We start from the raw sequence: 15,092 nt of genomic DNA, 5'->3' as shown, positions 1-15,092 counted from the left end.
GCTATTAGCAAACAAAATAACGGGCGGATTATACCTTAACCGGCGACTCAAATCCCGCAGGTTTTACTGCCAGTAAGTCACAGTTGATCTGTTCGATCACATGTTCGGCGGTATTACCAAGTAGCGCAGCGCTGAAGCCGGTGCGGCCAATGGTACCCAGTACCACCAGCTCAGCATCAAGCTCCTTCGCAAGCTCAGGAATGACCTGTTCCGGCAGTCCTTCACGAACATGTTGCTGAGCTGCAGAAATACCAAAACGCTCAGCATGTTCAGCGAGAGCTTTTTGATGATTTTCGGCAATGACCTCGCGGTAACTGGCGGTGTCAAATTCAGGAATTTCGGCAGCAATCGTAACCGGGGCGCCGGGATAGGCATTGACGAGGTGAACTTCGCTGTGCAAGCAGTTGGCAAAACGTTGTGCCGCCTCGGTAATCCGAGCGTTCAGGCTATCATGATGCTCACTCTCACCGGTGGTATGAATAGCTGCAAGTATTTTGCCGTGCTCCGGCCATTCGTGTTCTTTGACTAACAGAACCTGACAGGGCGCTTTACGCAGTAAATGCCAGTCGGTGGGAGTAAAAATAAGATGGGCAAGGCCTTCATGGGGATGCGTGGCTTTCACGATAATGTCATGTTTACCCGTGATCGCAGTCTCAATAATGGCTTCATAAGGTCGATTATGCCAGAGCACTTTAATATCGATATTCAGTTCGCGCGTATTGTAATCTTCAAGCAGATCTTCGATCCAGACTTTGCGGTCGTTAATCAGGCTATCGCGCATGGTATTGCGCTCTTCTGCGGCAAGCATGGTGGTCATTTCATAGGAGAAGTCATAAATGGACAGCATGATGGTCACTGCTGCCTGACTGATACGGGCGAGATGCAACGCCCGGTTGAGCGCTTTTTGCTGCTGTTTGTCAGCATCCAGAACCACTAAAATATTGTTCACGCAAGACATGATCTACCTCATTGCCAGCCATTCATTAATCCACAGTTTAGTCAGGATTTTGCAGTGAGGCCAATTAGTTGATAGCAAGTACCTGACGCAGGGCGATGACTGCCACCCAAAGACCATAGATAATCATGAGCACGCCCATGGCCTGACGAAAGCCCCGGCCTTTCAGAATGCTCTGCAGCGCGCCACTGAACCAGCCAAACGCGAGCATCGCCGGCAAGGTGCCAAGACCAAAAAACAGCATGTAAATAGCGCCACTGGTGGCGGAGGCGCTAAGCGCCGCCCAACTGAGGGCACTGTATACCAGACCACAGGGCAACCAGCCCCAGACCATACCAGCAATATAACGCGCCGAAATCGAGTGGTGTTGGCGTAGCCGTGCGGCAAGGGGGGCGAGGTGACGCCAGAGCGGTCGCCCGAGTTGCTCTAAACGTTGCAGCCCCAGCCACCAGCCGCCCAGATAGCAGCCCAAAGCGATGAGAAAAAAGGCAGCGAGAAAGCGCAGGGCCAACAAAGCAGGAGTGACGCCACCGAGCGCGGCCTGACTAATAGCGCCGACCAGGGCACCGGCCAGCATATACGAGCTTATCCGGCCGAGGTTATAACTAATGAGCATTAGCAGGGCCGGGCGTTGACCCTGACCGCCGGGGAGGGCGCCCGCAAGTCCTCCGCACATCATCAGGCAGTGCCCGGCACCGGCCAGGCCCATCAACAGAGCGGCGAACAGGTCAAGATTCATCGCGTGGTTTTACGTCTGCGTTGTCAGCCTGTTTGGCTGCTGGCTGTGAGGTCGACTTGCTGGCCGGAGGATCATCGTCATCAAGCAATACGTTCATGCCTTGCCGTTCAAGATCTTCAAACTGGTCACTACGTACCGCCCAAAAAAAGATGGCGACGGCAATGATGACAAAAAAGATCGCGATGGGAATTAAAATATACAAGCTTTCCAAAATCACCTCGTCGTTGCTGAAGTTTCTTTAGGTTGCCGATAAAGTCTAAGCGAGTTGGCCAAAACTAACAACGAGCTGAGCGACATGCCAATAGCGGCAATATAAGGTGTGACCCAGCCCAGCACAGCGATTGGAATAATGCCCAGGTTGTAGAGCAGGGCCCAACTGATATTTTGTTTTAAAATACGACGGCTTTTGGCGGTAGCACTCAGTAAATGCCCGACCGCGGCGAAGTCATTACGCATGGCGACAACATCGGCGGCCTGGCGTGCTAAATCCGCAGCCTGACCAAAAGTCATAGAGACATCAGCCTGCGCCAGTACCGGTCCGTCATTAATGCCGTCACCAATCATCAACACCGGGCCCTGGCGTTGTTGCTGCTGTACGAATGCAAGTTTATCGCTGGGCAGACATTCAGCCACCACACGGGTGATGCCAAGTTCAGTAGCAATGGCATCGGCATTACTTTGTTTGTCGCCGGTGAGCATAATGATATCGAAATTTTGTGCCCGTAAAGCGGCCAGGGTACTGGCGGCATCTGCGCGGATGCTGTCCCGCACTACATAATAGGCCAATATTTGTGTTTCAGTGGCTAACACCACATTGGCGTCGGCTTCTGCATAAGCGAGCTGCGGGTGCCAGTCAGCAATAAACCTCGGCGCACCGATACGCACTTGCTGGTTCCCCTCAGGACCATGCCAAAGCGCGCTGATGCCAGCTCCGGTATGTACCTGTACCGCAGAAAGCTGAGCCGGATGTAGCACATTCATGCTTTTAAAGGGCACTGCCAGCGGATGCTCGGAATGTCGTTCGAGCGCCACCGCGAGCGCGTCGGCCTGCGTCGCGTCGTCGTCAGGATAGCTGCTGTGCGCAATACTGAACTGGCCGCTGGTGAGAGTGCCGGTTTTATCAACCACAATGGTTTTTACGTCACGCAACGTTTCGATACTGTCAGTAGTGCGCAACACCACACCGTAGCGGTTTAGCCGATGAATCACGCCGGTCACAGCGGTCGGTGCTGCCAGCGCAAGTGCGCAGGGGCAGGTTGCGACTAACACTGCCAGAGTGACCCAAAAAGCCTCACTCGGGTCAATAAATGACCAGACCAGAAAAGTACCCGCGGCAAGTATCAGCAGCTGCTGAACAAACTGGTTTGCCAGATGCTCGGCGCGCTCGGCCAGCTTGGGTTTGTTGGCCAGTGCCTGATCCTGTAACGCGGCAATCTGAGCCATTACCGTACCTTGCTGAATGGCGGCAACCCGCACCCGAATCGGTTGACTCTGGTTCAGCGTGCCCGCGAGGACGCGATCCCCTTGCTGATGCAGCACCGGCAGGCTTTCACCAGTGAGCATACTTTCGTTAATTTCCGCCTCATTAGTCAGTAACTCACCATCGGCGGGTAACGTCTGCCCGGCAAGTACCTGGACCACATCATTGACCAGTAGTTGATTGACGGCGACCGACTCATACTCGCCATTGGCGATCTCGCGTTGTGCAGTTGCCGGAAGTAATTTCACCAGGTTGGCCGCGGTCGCCACCGCGCGCTGTTTCGCCAGTAACTCGAGGTAGCGGCCAACTAACAGCAAAAAGGTGAACATACTCACCGACTCAAAATAAACCTCTCCATGATTGATCACCGTAGCATAGGCGCTGGCCCCGTAGGCACTGAGTAGAGCGAGACTGACTGGCACGTCCATGTTAAGTTGGCGGGCCTGAATACTGCGCAGCGCGGACAGGTAAAAGGGCTGCGCGCTGTAAAGTAAAACCGGTGTGGCAAACAGCAGGCTGATCCACCAGAAAAACTGGCGTAAATTATCGTCCAGCTCATCGACCATACCGAAATAAAGCGCGATGGCGATCATCATCACTTGCATGGTTGCCAGACCAGCTATACCGATGCGCCGGACGAAATAGCGACGGCGACGTTTAAAATCCTGCTCCTGCGTGGCCGCCTGGAACGGCAATGCGCGGTAACCCAGTCCCGCAATTTCCTGCAGCAAGGTGCTTAATTTCACCTTGTCGGGCTCCCAACTGATACTGACACGTTCGGTGGTGGCGTTGACGCGGGCACCACTGACGCCGGCGAGACGTTGTAATTGCTGTTCAATCAGCCAGGCGCACGCGGCGCAGGTCATGCCCTCGACGGATAAAGTGGTGCTGCGCTGACCGTCAGCTTCGGTCTGGGTAAATTGTTGTTGCAGCTCGTGCTGATCATAGGCTTCGAGTTGCTGGAGTTCTTCGGGTAATAAGGGAATTTGCAAGGGATTGCTGGTATCACGGAACTGATAAAAATGCCGTAGCCCTTGTTGTTCAATGGTCTGGGCAACCGCCTGGCAGCCGTAGCAGCAGACCTGTCGTGGTGCGTCGCCCACTGTCACCGTATAGCCGCCATTGGCAGGAAGCGGCTGTAAACAGTGAAAACAATGACCCGCGGGCGGCTGCGGCAGCTCCTTAGCCATGTTATACGCCGTAAGTTAACGGCTCTAAAATGAGCTTGCGATAACTGGGTAACTGAATTTGTTGACTGAGACGCCAACTGCCGTCGAAAGGCGTAATGGTCACCGTCCATTTGCCTTCATGGGCAAGCGCGTCAGCAGGCAAGGTACCACGGAAGACGCCATTGGCGTCCGCCGTCAGCACCAGCGAAAAGTCTTTCTCGGCAAGCGTGGTATGGTAAAAATGCATATTTAGCGCGGTCAGCTCAGCGGGCGCGCCACTTTCGTATGCCAATAGAATATTTGTGTCCTGTTGCCGGAAACTAAAACTTATTCCACGTTTTTGCGCTTCCTGAACTTTTTCAACCTGAGCATTAATACCGCGGCCTTTCTTATAATAGTCATCGACGACCATCGGATTATCACCGTAACGTGAGGCAATGCTTAGCGTGATGATCATGGCAATGATCACGGAAAACGGAATACACATCAAAAACCAAGGCCAGAACTGCTTATACCAGGGTTTCTCCATCACTTATTACCTCACAATTACATTTGTACTTATAAAAAACCCCGCGAGCGCGGGGTTTTCATTCTACTCGTTTGAAAGCCCGTAAACATAGGCGCTAATGACGTGTATTTTGTCCTCACCCAAGATATTTTCCCAGGCAGGCATCACACCCTGGCGTCCGTTTTGAAGGGTTTCTTCAATTGCCGCCTGCGAGCCACCATATAACCAGATGTTATCAGTCAGATTAGGCGCTCCAAGTTGCTGATTACCTTTACCGTCCGCACCGTGACAGGCTGAACAGACGGCAAACTTCTGTTTACCAGCTGAAGCCAGCTCAGGGTCGACTTTACGGCCACTTAAGCTCAGTACATAAGTTGCAAGTTCAGTGATCTCCTGATCATTGAACTGGCCGCTAAAGGCTGGCATTTGGCCGCGACGACCTTCGAGCAAGGTGGTCTTGATGGCCTCCGGAGAGCCACCATATAACCAGGCGTCATCGGTCAGGTTAGGGAAGCCTTTGCCACCCATAGCATTTGAGCCGTGGCACTGCGCGCAGTTTTGCAGGAACAAACGCTGACCGATCTCGACCGCTTCTTCGTCTTTGGCAAGTTCCGGAATAGGGCGTTGCGACAAAGCTTCGAAAACCGGACCGTACTCGGCTTCTGCCGCACGCATCTCCCTGTCGTACTGCACGATGAGGCCGGCATCAAGTCGCTCTTGCGTGGCTTCGCGGGATTGCTCCAGCGAGCGCACGTTCTGGTTCGAACTGCTCCAGCCTAACAGGCCCTGGAAACTGCCCAGGCCCGGGAATAAGGCAAGGTAGAAAAAGCCCCAGACAATGGTGACCCAAAACAGAATCATCCACCAGCGCGGTAACGGGTTGTTGATTTCGACGATGTTGTCGAAATCGTGATCCATGAGCTCACCTTCTTTAATTCCGGTGTAGTTACTCATGTTCCAGCGTAATAGCCAAATGATAAAGACTAAAAACGCAAGGGTCAGGACGATAATCCATGCACTCCAGAAGCTACTCATTATTCTTCGACTCCTGTTTAGTATTGTCTTGCTTTGTGCTGCTCAGTTCGTCTTCTTCAAAGATCGACTTCGCGGCCTCATCGAATTGCTTTTTACGCTTTCTGCTAAAAGCCCACAGCGCAATGCCAATGAACAATACAAAAACGATAACTGTGTAAATACTTCGCCAGGTGATGTAATCCATCTTAGTTGGCCTGTTGTTGCAAAGCGGTTCCCAATGATTGTAGGTAAGCAATCAAGGCATCGACTTCTCGCTTGCCTGCTACTGCCTCTTTTGCTCCAGCGATATCTTCATCAGTGTAGGGCACGCCGTACTGACGATAGACTTCCATTTTCTTCGCTGTATACTCACCATCAAGGGTGTTTTCCGCTAACCATGGATAACCGGGCATGTTGGATTCAGGCACTACATCACGTGGATTCATCAAGTGAACGTAATGCCACTCATCGCTGTAGCGACCACCGACCCGCGCAAGATCAGGGCCGGTACGCTTTGACCCCCACAGGAATGGGCGTTCCCACACATGTTCACCGGCCAGTGAGTAATGCCCGTAGCGCTCGGTTTCAGCACGGAATGGGCGTATCATCTGACTGTGACAGACATTGCAGCCTTCCCGGATATAGATATCACGGCCTTCGAGTTCGAGCGCAGTGTAGGGCTCAAGACCAACGACCGGTGCGTTGGTCTGCTTCTGGAATAATAACGGCGTAATCTCTACCAAACCACCAATTGAGATGGTGAGGACCGTAAAGATCGCCAGCCACCCCACGCGTTTTTCAACGAAATCATGCTTAATGTTTTTGAACATGCTTACGACTCCTTAAGCTGATTGCGTGGCCGCTTCACGAGGAGCAGCATCAATAGTTTCACGGGTAGGTTTACCTGCGCTGATAGTGCGGTACATGTTCCAAATCATCAGTAACATACCGGCGACAATGAACAGACCACCGACAAAGCGAATGAACCAGAACGGATACGACGCCTGTACACTCTCTACAAAGCTGTAGGTGAGGGTACCGTCTTCAGCGTTCACCGCACGCCACATCAGACCTTGCATGACACCTGAAATCCACAGCGCAACGATGTAGAGCACTACACCGATGGTATGCAACCAGAAGTGAATGTTAATCCAGCGTACATTGTGCATCTGGGTCTGGCCCCACAGACGTGGAATCAGATAGTACATCGCACCGATGGTAATCATCGCAACCCAACCCAGCGCACCGGAGTGAACGTGACCGATGGTCCAGTCAGTGTAATGCGAAATTGCATTCACTGATTTGATTGACATCATTGGGCCTTCGAACGTCGACATGCCGTAGAAGGACAATGACACGATCAGGAAGCGCAGAATAGGGTCGGTTTTCAGCTTATACCAGGCACCGGATAAGGTCATGATACCGTTGATCATACCGCCCCATGAAGGCACGAACAGAATCACTGACATCACCATACCTAATGACTGTGTCCAGTCCGGCAGCGCCGTGTAATGCAGGTGGTGCGGGCCCGCCCAGATATAAAGACCAATCAGCGCCCAGAAATGAACGACTGACAGGCGATAAGAGTAGACCGGACGTTCAGCCTGCTTGGGTACGAAGTAGTACATCATACCAAGGAAACCAGCGGTTAACAGGAAGCCTACTGCATTATGTCCATACCACCATTGCACCATGGCATCGATAGCGCCGGCGTAAATACTGTACGACTTGGTGAAGGAAACCGGCACTGACATGCTGTTCACGATATGCAATATGGCGACCACAATGATAAAGCTGCCGTAGAACCAGTTAGCGACATAAATATGAGAAGTGCGACGTTTAACCAGAGTTCCGAAGAACACAATAAGGTACGCTATCCACGACAACGCGATCAAAATATCAATGGGCCATTCCAGCTCAGCATACTCTTTAGAGCTGGTAAAACCTAAGGGTAAGGTGATCACTGCGAGCACAATGACGGTTTGCCATGACCAGAACACAAAAGCCGCTAACTTGTCGGAGAACAACTTAGTACGGCAGGTTTTCTGCACGATATAAAAGGAGGTTCCCATTAGCGCCGATGTACCAAAGGCAAAAATTACCGAGTTGGTATGTAAAGGACGCAAGCGGGAGTAGGTTAGCCATGGTATATCGAAATTGAGCTCAGGCCATACCAGCTGAGCGGCAATCCAGGTACCAAGAGCCATACCGATGAGACCCCAGATAACCGTGGCAATCGTAAACTGGCGCACGACTTTGAGGTTGTATTCGATTTGTTGTGGACTTATTTGACTCATTTTTTATTTCCGCGTTGATGCTCTGACTTCTGAAAACAGAGTAACGTGACAATGATGATCGCTTGTCGGATACTAGACAAACACCGGTATTTTATGACGAATAGCCAGAAAAATACAGGAACATTCCAGGAAAAAGACAAGCGTAACGCCAACTTGAGGAAAATTTGGGCAAGGCATGAAAATTTCTTATCCGTTTTTACCGTATCTTACCTTTATCCACAAAAAAAGCAGGGTCTTTTCCCTACTTTTGCTGGCATCGCTAAGTATCTCTTGCCGCCCTGATACAGCGCAACATTTTGCGACGGAAAAAATTGATCTGCATCAAGAAAAGGTAGTTTTATGGCTACCGCCGCAACCGTTGCCAGTCGAGAAGCAAATTCCTTTGCGCTTGCAGCTGCCGGCAGGGGTCACACCAGAACTTAGCGAGCTCGGGGGCGAGTCCATGTACATGGGCGTGTCACCGGTGCAATGGCAGCAGGGCGATGAAGGGGAATGGCATGCTCAGCTCTATCTGGGCGCCTGTACCGAACACCAGATGACCTGGCGCCTGACCATTCCGTTAGCAACACAGGGGGATTTGCCCGCGAGTGTTAGTGCGACCTTTAGTAGCGAAGCAAATTGAAACAAATTCAGCAGTGGGGATGTCAGCAACGCATGCTATAGTCCTGAAATGTCGCTTTAAACCACCAAGGAGTTGCCATGTCCGTTGCGCTGATCTGGATTATCATAGGGATTGCACTGATTCTCTCAGAGTTGCTGTTAACCAGCGTTATCGCTGTATTTCTGGGCATTGGAGCGATAACCACCGGATTATTGCTGCACTGGGATCTTATTGAGCAAAGCGCAACACAGTTTGCAGTTTTTGGTGCGGTCAGTCTGGCGTTATTAGTGCTGGCACGCGGCCATTTCAAACGCTGGTTCATGGGCTACACCGCCGATGAAGATGAAGCCAAACCGAATTTTCAGCGAGACATCGGTGCCCGCGTGAAAGTGATTCGTGATTTCAAACATGGTGCCGGCCGGGTGCTGCTCAATGGCGTGCAATGGGATGCATTTTCTGACGATGAACTCAAAGCCGGTGATACCGCCTGGGTCGTTGCTAACGAAGGCATACAATTGACCGTCGCAAAACAAAAACCAATAAAAGTAGAACAACAGGAGCGCTAACAAATGTTGCCCTTTGATGTAGGTACAGTCCTGGCATTCGGTTTTGCCCTTGCCGCGATTATTATTATTTTAAAAACCGCGCGCATTGTGCCGCAACGAACCAACTATGTAATTGAGCGGTTAGGGCGCTACAACCGCACGCTCGACTCAGGCTTCCACTTATTAATCCCTTTCATTGATAAAGTTGCTTATCAGCACACTTTAAAAGAGGAAGTGATTGATGTTGAGCGCCAGGCCTGTGTGACCAAAGACAATATCCAGGTCGGCATTAATGGCGTGTTATATATTCAGGTGGTCGACGCGCACAAAGCCAGTTACGGCATTAATGATTATCGGTATGCGGCGTCACAACTGGCGCAAACTACGATGCGCTCGGTCATTGGTCAGACCGATTTGGATAAAACCTTCGAAGAGCGTGCGCGCATTAATGAAATAGTGGTGCAGGCGCTGGATGAAGCGGCATCGCCCTGGGGCATAAAGGTATTGCGCTACGAAATTTCAGATATTGAGTTGCCGATGAGCATTAAAGACGCTTTGGAGCAGCAGATGCGCGCTGAGCGCGAACGCCGCGCGGCGATTGCCAAGTCAGAAGGGGAACGGCAGTCGATGATCAATGTCTCTGAAGGTCATAAACAAGAAGTCATCAACCTTTCTGAAGCGGAAAAGTTGAAACAGATTAATGAAGCCGAAGGGCGCGCGCGTGAGATTGAACTGGTTGCCGCCGCGACCGCAGAAGGTCTGCGAAAAATTGCCGCAGCCATTCAGGAACCCGGTGGACAGGATGCAGTTAGTTTGCGCGTTGCCGAGCAATACGTGAAAGAATTCGGAAATTTGGCAAAAGAGACCAATACACTCATTTTGCCGGCGCAGCTTGCTGATATCGGCGGCGCCGTTGCCGGTCTTACCGAAGTACTGAAAGCCAGACCGCAGCAGTAAGACTGCAACTGGCGTATCTAAAAGGCCGTTCATCGAAGATGTACGGCCTTTTTTGATCATATTTGCTGAAATAGCACTATAGATAAGCAGTCACATCGAATTGATACAAGGAATAGATCTACATGAAGTGGTCTTTTGGTAGCTCAGCCGCATTATTGGCAGTTAGTTTTATAGTCCCCAGTCTGGTGCTGTCTGATGCGGTAGTTGCGCAACAATGGGGTAACCGCGAGCAGGCGGCTCTGGTGGTTACCCAACAACTCGGCTTTGAGCGTAAGCAGGAACAGGTAGAAGCGGTTGCCTACGCCGAAGCCTTGCAATCAGTCGACATTTATCCGGCAGTAGGCGACGTCGTCACCGCGGTGAACTTCGCGCCGGGAGATGAGGTGAACACCGGCGATATTCTCGTGCAACTTGATGATCGCCGCCAGCAGATAGCGCTACAACGTGCCAAGCTGCAGTTGGCTGATGCCGAACGTACCGTGGAGCGCTTACAAAAAAGTCGTGCCCAGGGCGCTATCCCGCAAAGTCAGTTAGATGAGGCCATTATTGCCCGTGACTTACTCGAAGTTGCAGTCGCTGAAGCGCAGACAGAAGTCGATGACCGCCAGGTTGATGCGCCGTTCAGCGGCGTGGTTGGAATTACCGATGTGGAAGTGGGTGATCGTATTACCCCGCAAACGCTGATCACGACGTTAGATAAGCGCGAACAGCTGTTTCTTGATTTTCAGGCACCGGAGCAGTCAGCCGCAATGCTTAACGAAGGCGCCGAGCTAAAGGTGTATTCGTGGTTACGTGCCGAGGAAAGCCTCGCAGCGGAAGTGGCGGAAGTCGGTTCGCGCATCGATCCGCAGAACCGAACTATTCGCATTCGCGCGAAAATTGACAACAGCGAAGACCGTTATCGTCCCGGCATGAGCTTTCGGGTGGCCTTGACCTTATCAGGTGACAGCTATCCGGTAGTGCCCGAGGCTGGCTTGATGTGGGGTCCCGAAGGTGCCTACGTGTGGATTGTCGAAGACAATAAAGCGAAACGTGTTGATGTTAGCATTAAGCAGCGTTTGCCCGGCCGGGTATTGGTCGATGGCAACCTGCAACTGGGCGATGAGCTGATTGTTGAAGGCGTACAGACCTTGCGGCGCGGACAGGCCATTGAGCGTCTTGGCCAGGATGGAGGCGCAATCTGATGAAATGGGCGCCGCAACTGAACGATCTGCCATCGCTGTCGATTCGTCGACCGGTTCTTATTGTTGTACTTAATTTATTGATTATCATTGCCGGTTTTGCGGCAATTCAGGGCGTTGAAGTACGCGAGCTGCCGGATGTTGACCGCCCGGTCATCTCGGTAACCGCCAGCTATCCGGGCGCTGCTCCTGAAACGGTAGATACCGAAGTTACCAGTCAGTTAGAGGGTGCGGCCGCGCGAGTCAGCGGGGTAAGGTCAATCCGTGCCTCAAGCGAAGAGGGCAGTTCGCGCATTGTTATTGAGTTCCGCCCGGGAATTGACTTAGACAATGCCGCCAATGAGACCAGAGAATCTGTCAGCCGCGTACAGCGCCGGCTGCCTGAACAGGTTGAGAATGTCTCGGTTATTAAAGCCGACAATGATGCCGAATCCGTTGTTGCGTTGGCGATATCGAGTGACACCCTCGACTTGCCGGCCTTAACTGAACGGGTTGAGACGGATCTGGCGCCAAATTTTCTAAATATTCCCGGAGTTGCCGATGTACGTTTAACCGGTGATCGGCGCCGGGTGATGCGTGTCGTCATCGAGCCATTGCGTCTGGCCAGCTACAACCTGACCGTTAGCGACGTGGCCAGTGCACTGCGCCAGGCGCCATTTGATGTTCCGGCTGGCAGCCTGAAGTCGACCGATCAGCAGTTAATTGTGCGTGCCGATGCCAGCTCTGCCACCACCGAAGACGTGGAAAATATGATTGTTGCCGGGACCACCCGCGTCGGTGATATCGCCACCGTTTATTTCGGGCCGGCCGACGCCAGCAGCATTACCCGTCTGGATGGCAAACAAGTTTTAGGCTTAGGCGTGATTCGCCAGGCGCGTTCGAATACCATTGAGATTTCCGACGAAGTCTTGCGCCTGGTAGAGAATCTGCGCAAACAATATCCTGAGCTAACCATTCAGGTGACTGATGACGACGCCGAATTTATCCGCAGTTCGGTAGAAGAGGTGGTGACTTCACTGGGACTGACAATCTTGCTGGTGGTCGCCACCTTGTGGATTTTTATCGGCTCGGGGCGCGCGACCATTATTCCTGCGGCCTCTATTCCGGTGGCGTTGATCGGTGCTATTGCGGTCATCTGGTTACTCGGCTTTTCGATTAACATTTTAACCCTGCTGGCACTGGTCCTGGCCACCGGCCTTATCGTCGACGATGCTATTGTGGTCTCAGAAAATATCCAACGCCGCCGCACCATGGGCCTCGGTGCACGCGCCGCAGCCGTTGTAGGTACACGCGAGGTATTCTTTGCGGTGGTTGCTACCACAGCCGTGCTGGTTGCAGTGTTTGTGCCCATTGCATTTTTACCATCGACCGCAGGGCGCTTGTTCCGTGAATTTGGCGGTGTCCTGGCAGCTGCAGTGATCATTTCATCCTTTGTCGCGCTGTCACTGGTACCTGCGCTGACCGCACGCTTGCCGTTAAAAGAGCATAAAGAAACCATGCTTACCCGGCTTGGCAGTAAGTTTTCGACGCTGTACCAGAAAACGCTGCATTGGGTGCTTGATCATGCCTTATTAGTATTTGCCGCCTGTACTTTGATTGCCGGTAGCGCCGTGTGGTTTTATCTGCAAGTGGACAACGAGTTAATGCCCACCGAAGATCGTGGGCAGATCAGGATCTTTGCCCGCGGCCCGGACGGTGTAGGTTTGAACTTCATGGACCGCCAGGCCCAGCGTATGGAAGAAATACTGTTGCCTTATGCGAATCGCGGCGCGGTAGAAAGCATCAATACCAGGGTCGGGCAGTGGGACCCTAATCTGGTATTTATCACCGTGCGATTGACTGACTGGGAAGAGCGTGACCGTTCACAGCAGGAGATCATCGAAGAAATTAATGAGCCGTTAAGTCGTATTCCCGGTGCGCCGGCACGGGCAATGGGCTCTAACAGTCTGAATCTGCGGGGTCAGGGCGGTGGCCTGGAAGTAGCGCTGACCGGCGATGAATATCTCGATATTTACAATGCAGCGCTGAAATTCGGCGAGGCAGTGCAAGCCGAAATGCCGGAAGTGGGTTTCCCGCGGATTGGCTACCAGCCAACGCAGCCGCAACTGCGCGTCAACATTGATCGGCGTCGCGCATCCGACCTCGGAGTTTCACTTAATGATATTTCCACAACTTTACGGGTTGCGATCAACGGTGATGATTTGGTCGATCTCAATATCGGCGACCAGGCGGTGCCGATTATGTTGCAGGCCAACCGTAATCTAATCAAATCACCTACGGACCTGTCGAATCTCTATGTTGGCACTGCCGATGGTGGGCTGGTGCCGCTGTCGACGGTCGCCTCAATTAGTGAGGAAGGGGTCGCGGCTGAACTTGAACGACGCGCGCAACGCCGTGCGATAGAGGTCGACATGCAGATGCCAACCTCCATTCCGATTGAGCAGGTAGTGGAAAACCTGCGCGCCATCGCCAATGAAACCTTACCGGAGAATATAGGCATGGTATTACTTGGTGAAGCGGAGGCCTATGAAGAGACTGAGCGTGAGGTAATGATGACCTATGTTCTGGCATTTCTCATTGTCCTGCTGGTTCTGGCTGCACAATTCGAGAGCGTGAATAGCGCGGTGGTGGTCATGGCGACGGTGCCTTTTGGCATAGCTGCCGCCTTCTTTGCGCTGTTTATTACCGGTACCTCGATCAATATTTTCTCGCAGATAGGGCTTGTCATGCTGATTGGATTGATTGCGAAAAACTCAATCTTACTTGTTGAATTTGCCGATCAACTCCGTGACAAGGGGCAGTCTGTAAGGGATGCCGTAGAACATGCCGCCAGTATACGTCTGCGACCCATTATGATGACACTGGTTTCGACCTTGCTAGGTGCATTGCCACTTATTCTGTCAGTAGGTGCCGGTGCCGAGGCGCGTAACTCCATTGGTTGGGTGGTTTTTGGGGGCCTTGCATTTGCAGTAGTCTTTACCTTGTACTTAACTCCTGTGATCTACTTAGCATTAGCGCGCTTTAGCAAACCTCGCGCTGATGAGACGCAACGCCTTGAGCGCGAAATGGAACAGGCAGAACAGCAATGAAAGCCAAAACCCTGAATGGCGGAACCGCATTAGCGGTTCTCGCCATCGCTTTAGCCGCACCTTATCAGGCGACTCAGGCAGACGTACTTGATAGTTCAGCAACGGGGTTCACGTTGCAGTTCGAACGGACAATGAAAGGTGACCGTGCAGAGGTTTACCGTGCCATGACCGCTGAGATTGGTAACTGGTGGCTGGCGGCGCATACCTGGTATGGTGTCAGCTCAAATATGTATATTCTTGCGGAACCCGAGGGATGTCTGTGCGAGCGTGATGGCAACCGCTTTACTGAGCATCTGCGCGTGGTAAAAGTAGAACCCGGCGAACTTATTCGCTTTACCGGCGGCTTGGGCCCGTTACAGGGTGAGGGTGTGCACGGTGTGATGGACTGGCAGCTGCTTGCCGGTGAAGATGACCAAACCAGTACGCTGAGGCTCAGTTATCGGGTCGGCGGCTACACGCCAAATGATTTATCCAAATGGGCGCCCGCGGTCGACAATGTATTACAGCAACAAATGGATGCGTTGCAATCCTACCTGAGTAACTAATTTTTACATATT

At 52.3% G+C, this 15,092-nt stretch carries 15 protein-coding genes; 6 read left to right on the top strand and 9 right to left on the bottom strand.

Annotated elements, in window-relative coordinates:
• Nucleotides 1–28: 28 nt before the first annotated feature.
• From uspE to ccoN, 9 genes are all read right to left on the bottom strand, one after another.
• Nucleotides 29–958, bottom strand: a complete 930-nt coding sequence (gene uspE / locus CWI71_RS07935) for a universal stress protein UspE (protein ID WP_126754728.1) — start codon at nucleotides 956–958, stop codon at nucleotides 29–31.
• A gap of 64 nt (nucleotides 959–1,022) precedes the next feature.
• The gene (locus tag CWI71_RS07930) at nucleotides 1,023–1,694 is read right to left on the bottom strand and encodes a sulfite exporter TauE/SafE family protein (protein WP_126754727.1); all 672 of its coding nucleotides are present in this window, start codon (nucleotides 1,692–1,694) and stop codon (nucleotides 1,023–1,025) included.
• Nucleotides 1,684–1,896: a cbb3-type cytochrome oxidase assembly protein CcoS gene (gene ccoS / locus CWI71_RS07925; RefSeq protein WP_420849287.1), complete on the bottom strand. Its 213-nt coding sequence runs from the start codon at nucleotides 1,894–1,896 to the stop codon at nucleotides 1,684–1,686. The genes CWI71_RS07930 and ccoS overlap by 11 nt, the downstream gene beginning before the upstream one ends.
• A gap of 11 nt (nucleotides 1,897–1,907) precedes the next feature.
• Complete coding sequence (locus CWI71_RS07920) at nucleotides 1,908–4,364, bottom strand: heavy metal translocating P-type ATPase (RefSeq protein WP_126754725.1); 2,457 nt, start codon at nucleotides 4,362–4,364, stop codon at nucleotides 1,908–1,910.
• Between the two features lies 1 nt (nucleotide 4,365).
• A complete protein-coding gene (locus tag CWI71_RS07915; protein ID WP_126754724.1) occupies nucleotides 4,366–4,872 on the bottom strand; it encodes a FixH family protein in 507 nt (168 codons plus the stop codon).
• A gap of 63 nt (nucleotides 4,873–4,935) precedes the next feature.
• Entirely contained in the window at nucleotides 4,936–5,886 is a 951-nt protein-coding gene (ccoP, locus tag CWI71_RS07910; RefSeq protein WP_126754723.1) for a cytochrome-c oxidase, cbb3-type subunit III, read from the bottom strand.
• Nucleotides 5,879–6,070, bottom strand: coding sequence for a cbb3-type cytochrome oxidase subunit 3 (locus CWI71_RS07905; RefSeq protein WP_126754722.1), 192 nt, complete (start codon nucleotides 6,068–6,070; stop codon nucleotides 5,879–5,881). The genes ccoP and CWI71_RS07905 overlap by 8 nt, the downstream gene beginning before the upstream one ends.
• Nucleotide 6,071: 1 nt before the next feature.
• Nucleotides 6,072–6,695, bottom strand: a complete 624-nt coding sequence (gene ccoO, locus CWI71_RS07900) for a cytochrome-c oxidase, cbb3-type subunit II (RefSeq protein WP_126754721.1) — start codon at nucleotides 6,693–6,695, stop codon at nucleotides 6,072–6,074.
• Between the two features lie 12 nt (nucleotides 6,696–6,707).
• Entirely contained in the window at nucleotides 6,708–8,162 is a 1,455-nt protein-coding gene (gene ccoN / locus CWI71_RS07895) for a cytochrome-c oxidase, cbb3-type subunit I (protein ID WP_126754720.1), read from the bottom strand.
• Nucleotides 8,163–8,337: 175 nt separating this feature from the next.
• Between ccoN and CWI71_RS07890 the strand changes: the two genes are divergently transcribed.
• The 6 genes from CWI71_RS07890 (at nucleotide 8,338) to CWI71_RS07865 (ending at nucleotide 15,080) form a co-directional block, all read left to right on the top strand.
• Nucleotides 8,338–8,784 carry a hypothetical protein gene (locus tag CWI71_RS07890; protein ID WP_126754719.1) on the top strand — a complete coding sequence of 149 codons (447 nt, stop codon included), beginning with the start codon at nucleotides 8,338–8,340 and terminating at the stop codon, nucleotides 8,782–8,784.
• A gap of 77 nt (nucleotides 8,785–8,861) precedes the next feature.
• The gene (locus tag CWI71_RS07885) at nucleotides 8,862–9,329 is read left to right on the top strand and encodes an NfeD family protein (RefSeq protein WP_126754718.1); all 468 of its coding nucleotides are present in this window, start codon (nucleotides 8,862–8,864) and stop codon (nucleotides 9,327–9,329) included.
• A gap of 3 nt (nucleotides 9,330–9,332) precedes the next feature.
• On the top strand, nucleotides 9,333–10,265 hold the full coding sequence (locus CWI71_RS07880; protein ID WP_126754717.1) for an SPFH domain-containing protein: 933 nt from the start codon (nucleotides 9,333–9,335) through the stop codon (nucleotides 10,263–10,265).
• A 122-nt stretch (nucleotides 10,266–10,387) separates the two neighbouring features.
• A complete protein-coding gene (locus tag CWI71_RS07875) occupies nucleotides 10,388–11,449 on the top strand; it encodes an efflux RND transporter periplasmic adaptor subunit (RefSeq protein ID WP_126754716.1) in 1,062 nt (353 codons plus the stop codon).
• Nucleotides 11,449–14,535 (top strand): efflux RND transporter permease subunit, encoded by a 3,087-nt coding sequence (locus CWI71_RS07870; protein WP_126754715.1) that lies wholly within the window; start codon nucleotides 11,449–11,451, stop codon nucleotides 14,533–14,535. Before CWI71_RS07875 ends, CWI71_RS07870 begins: the two co-directional genes overlap by 1 nt.
• On the top strand, nucleotides 14,532–15,080 hold the full coding sequence (locus CWI71_RS07865) for an SRPBCC family protein (protein ID WP_126754714.1): 549 nt from the start codon (nucleotides 14,532–14,534) through the stop codon (nucleotides 15,078–15,080). Before CWI71_RS07870 ends, CWI71_RS07865 begins: the two co-directional genes overlap by 4 nt.
• The last annotated feature ends 12 nt before the right edge of the window (nucleotides 15,081–15,092 follow it).

Origin of the sequence: Pseudidiomarina insulisalsae, assembly GCF_003987065.1 — a bacterium.
GTDB lineage: Bacteria > Pseudomonadota > Gammaproteobacteria > Enterobacterales > Alteromonadaceae > Pseudidiomarina > Pseudidiomarina insulisalsae.
The sequence above is the reverse complement of the archived record's forward strand: the minus strand, read 5'-3'. Positions and strand labels throughout refer to the sequence as shown.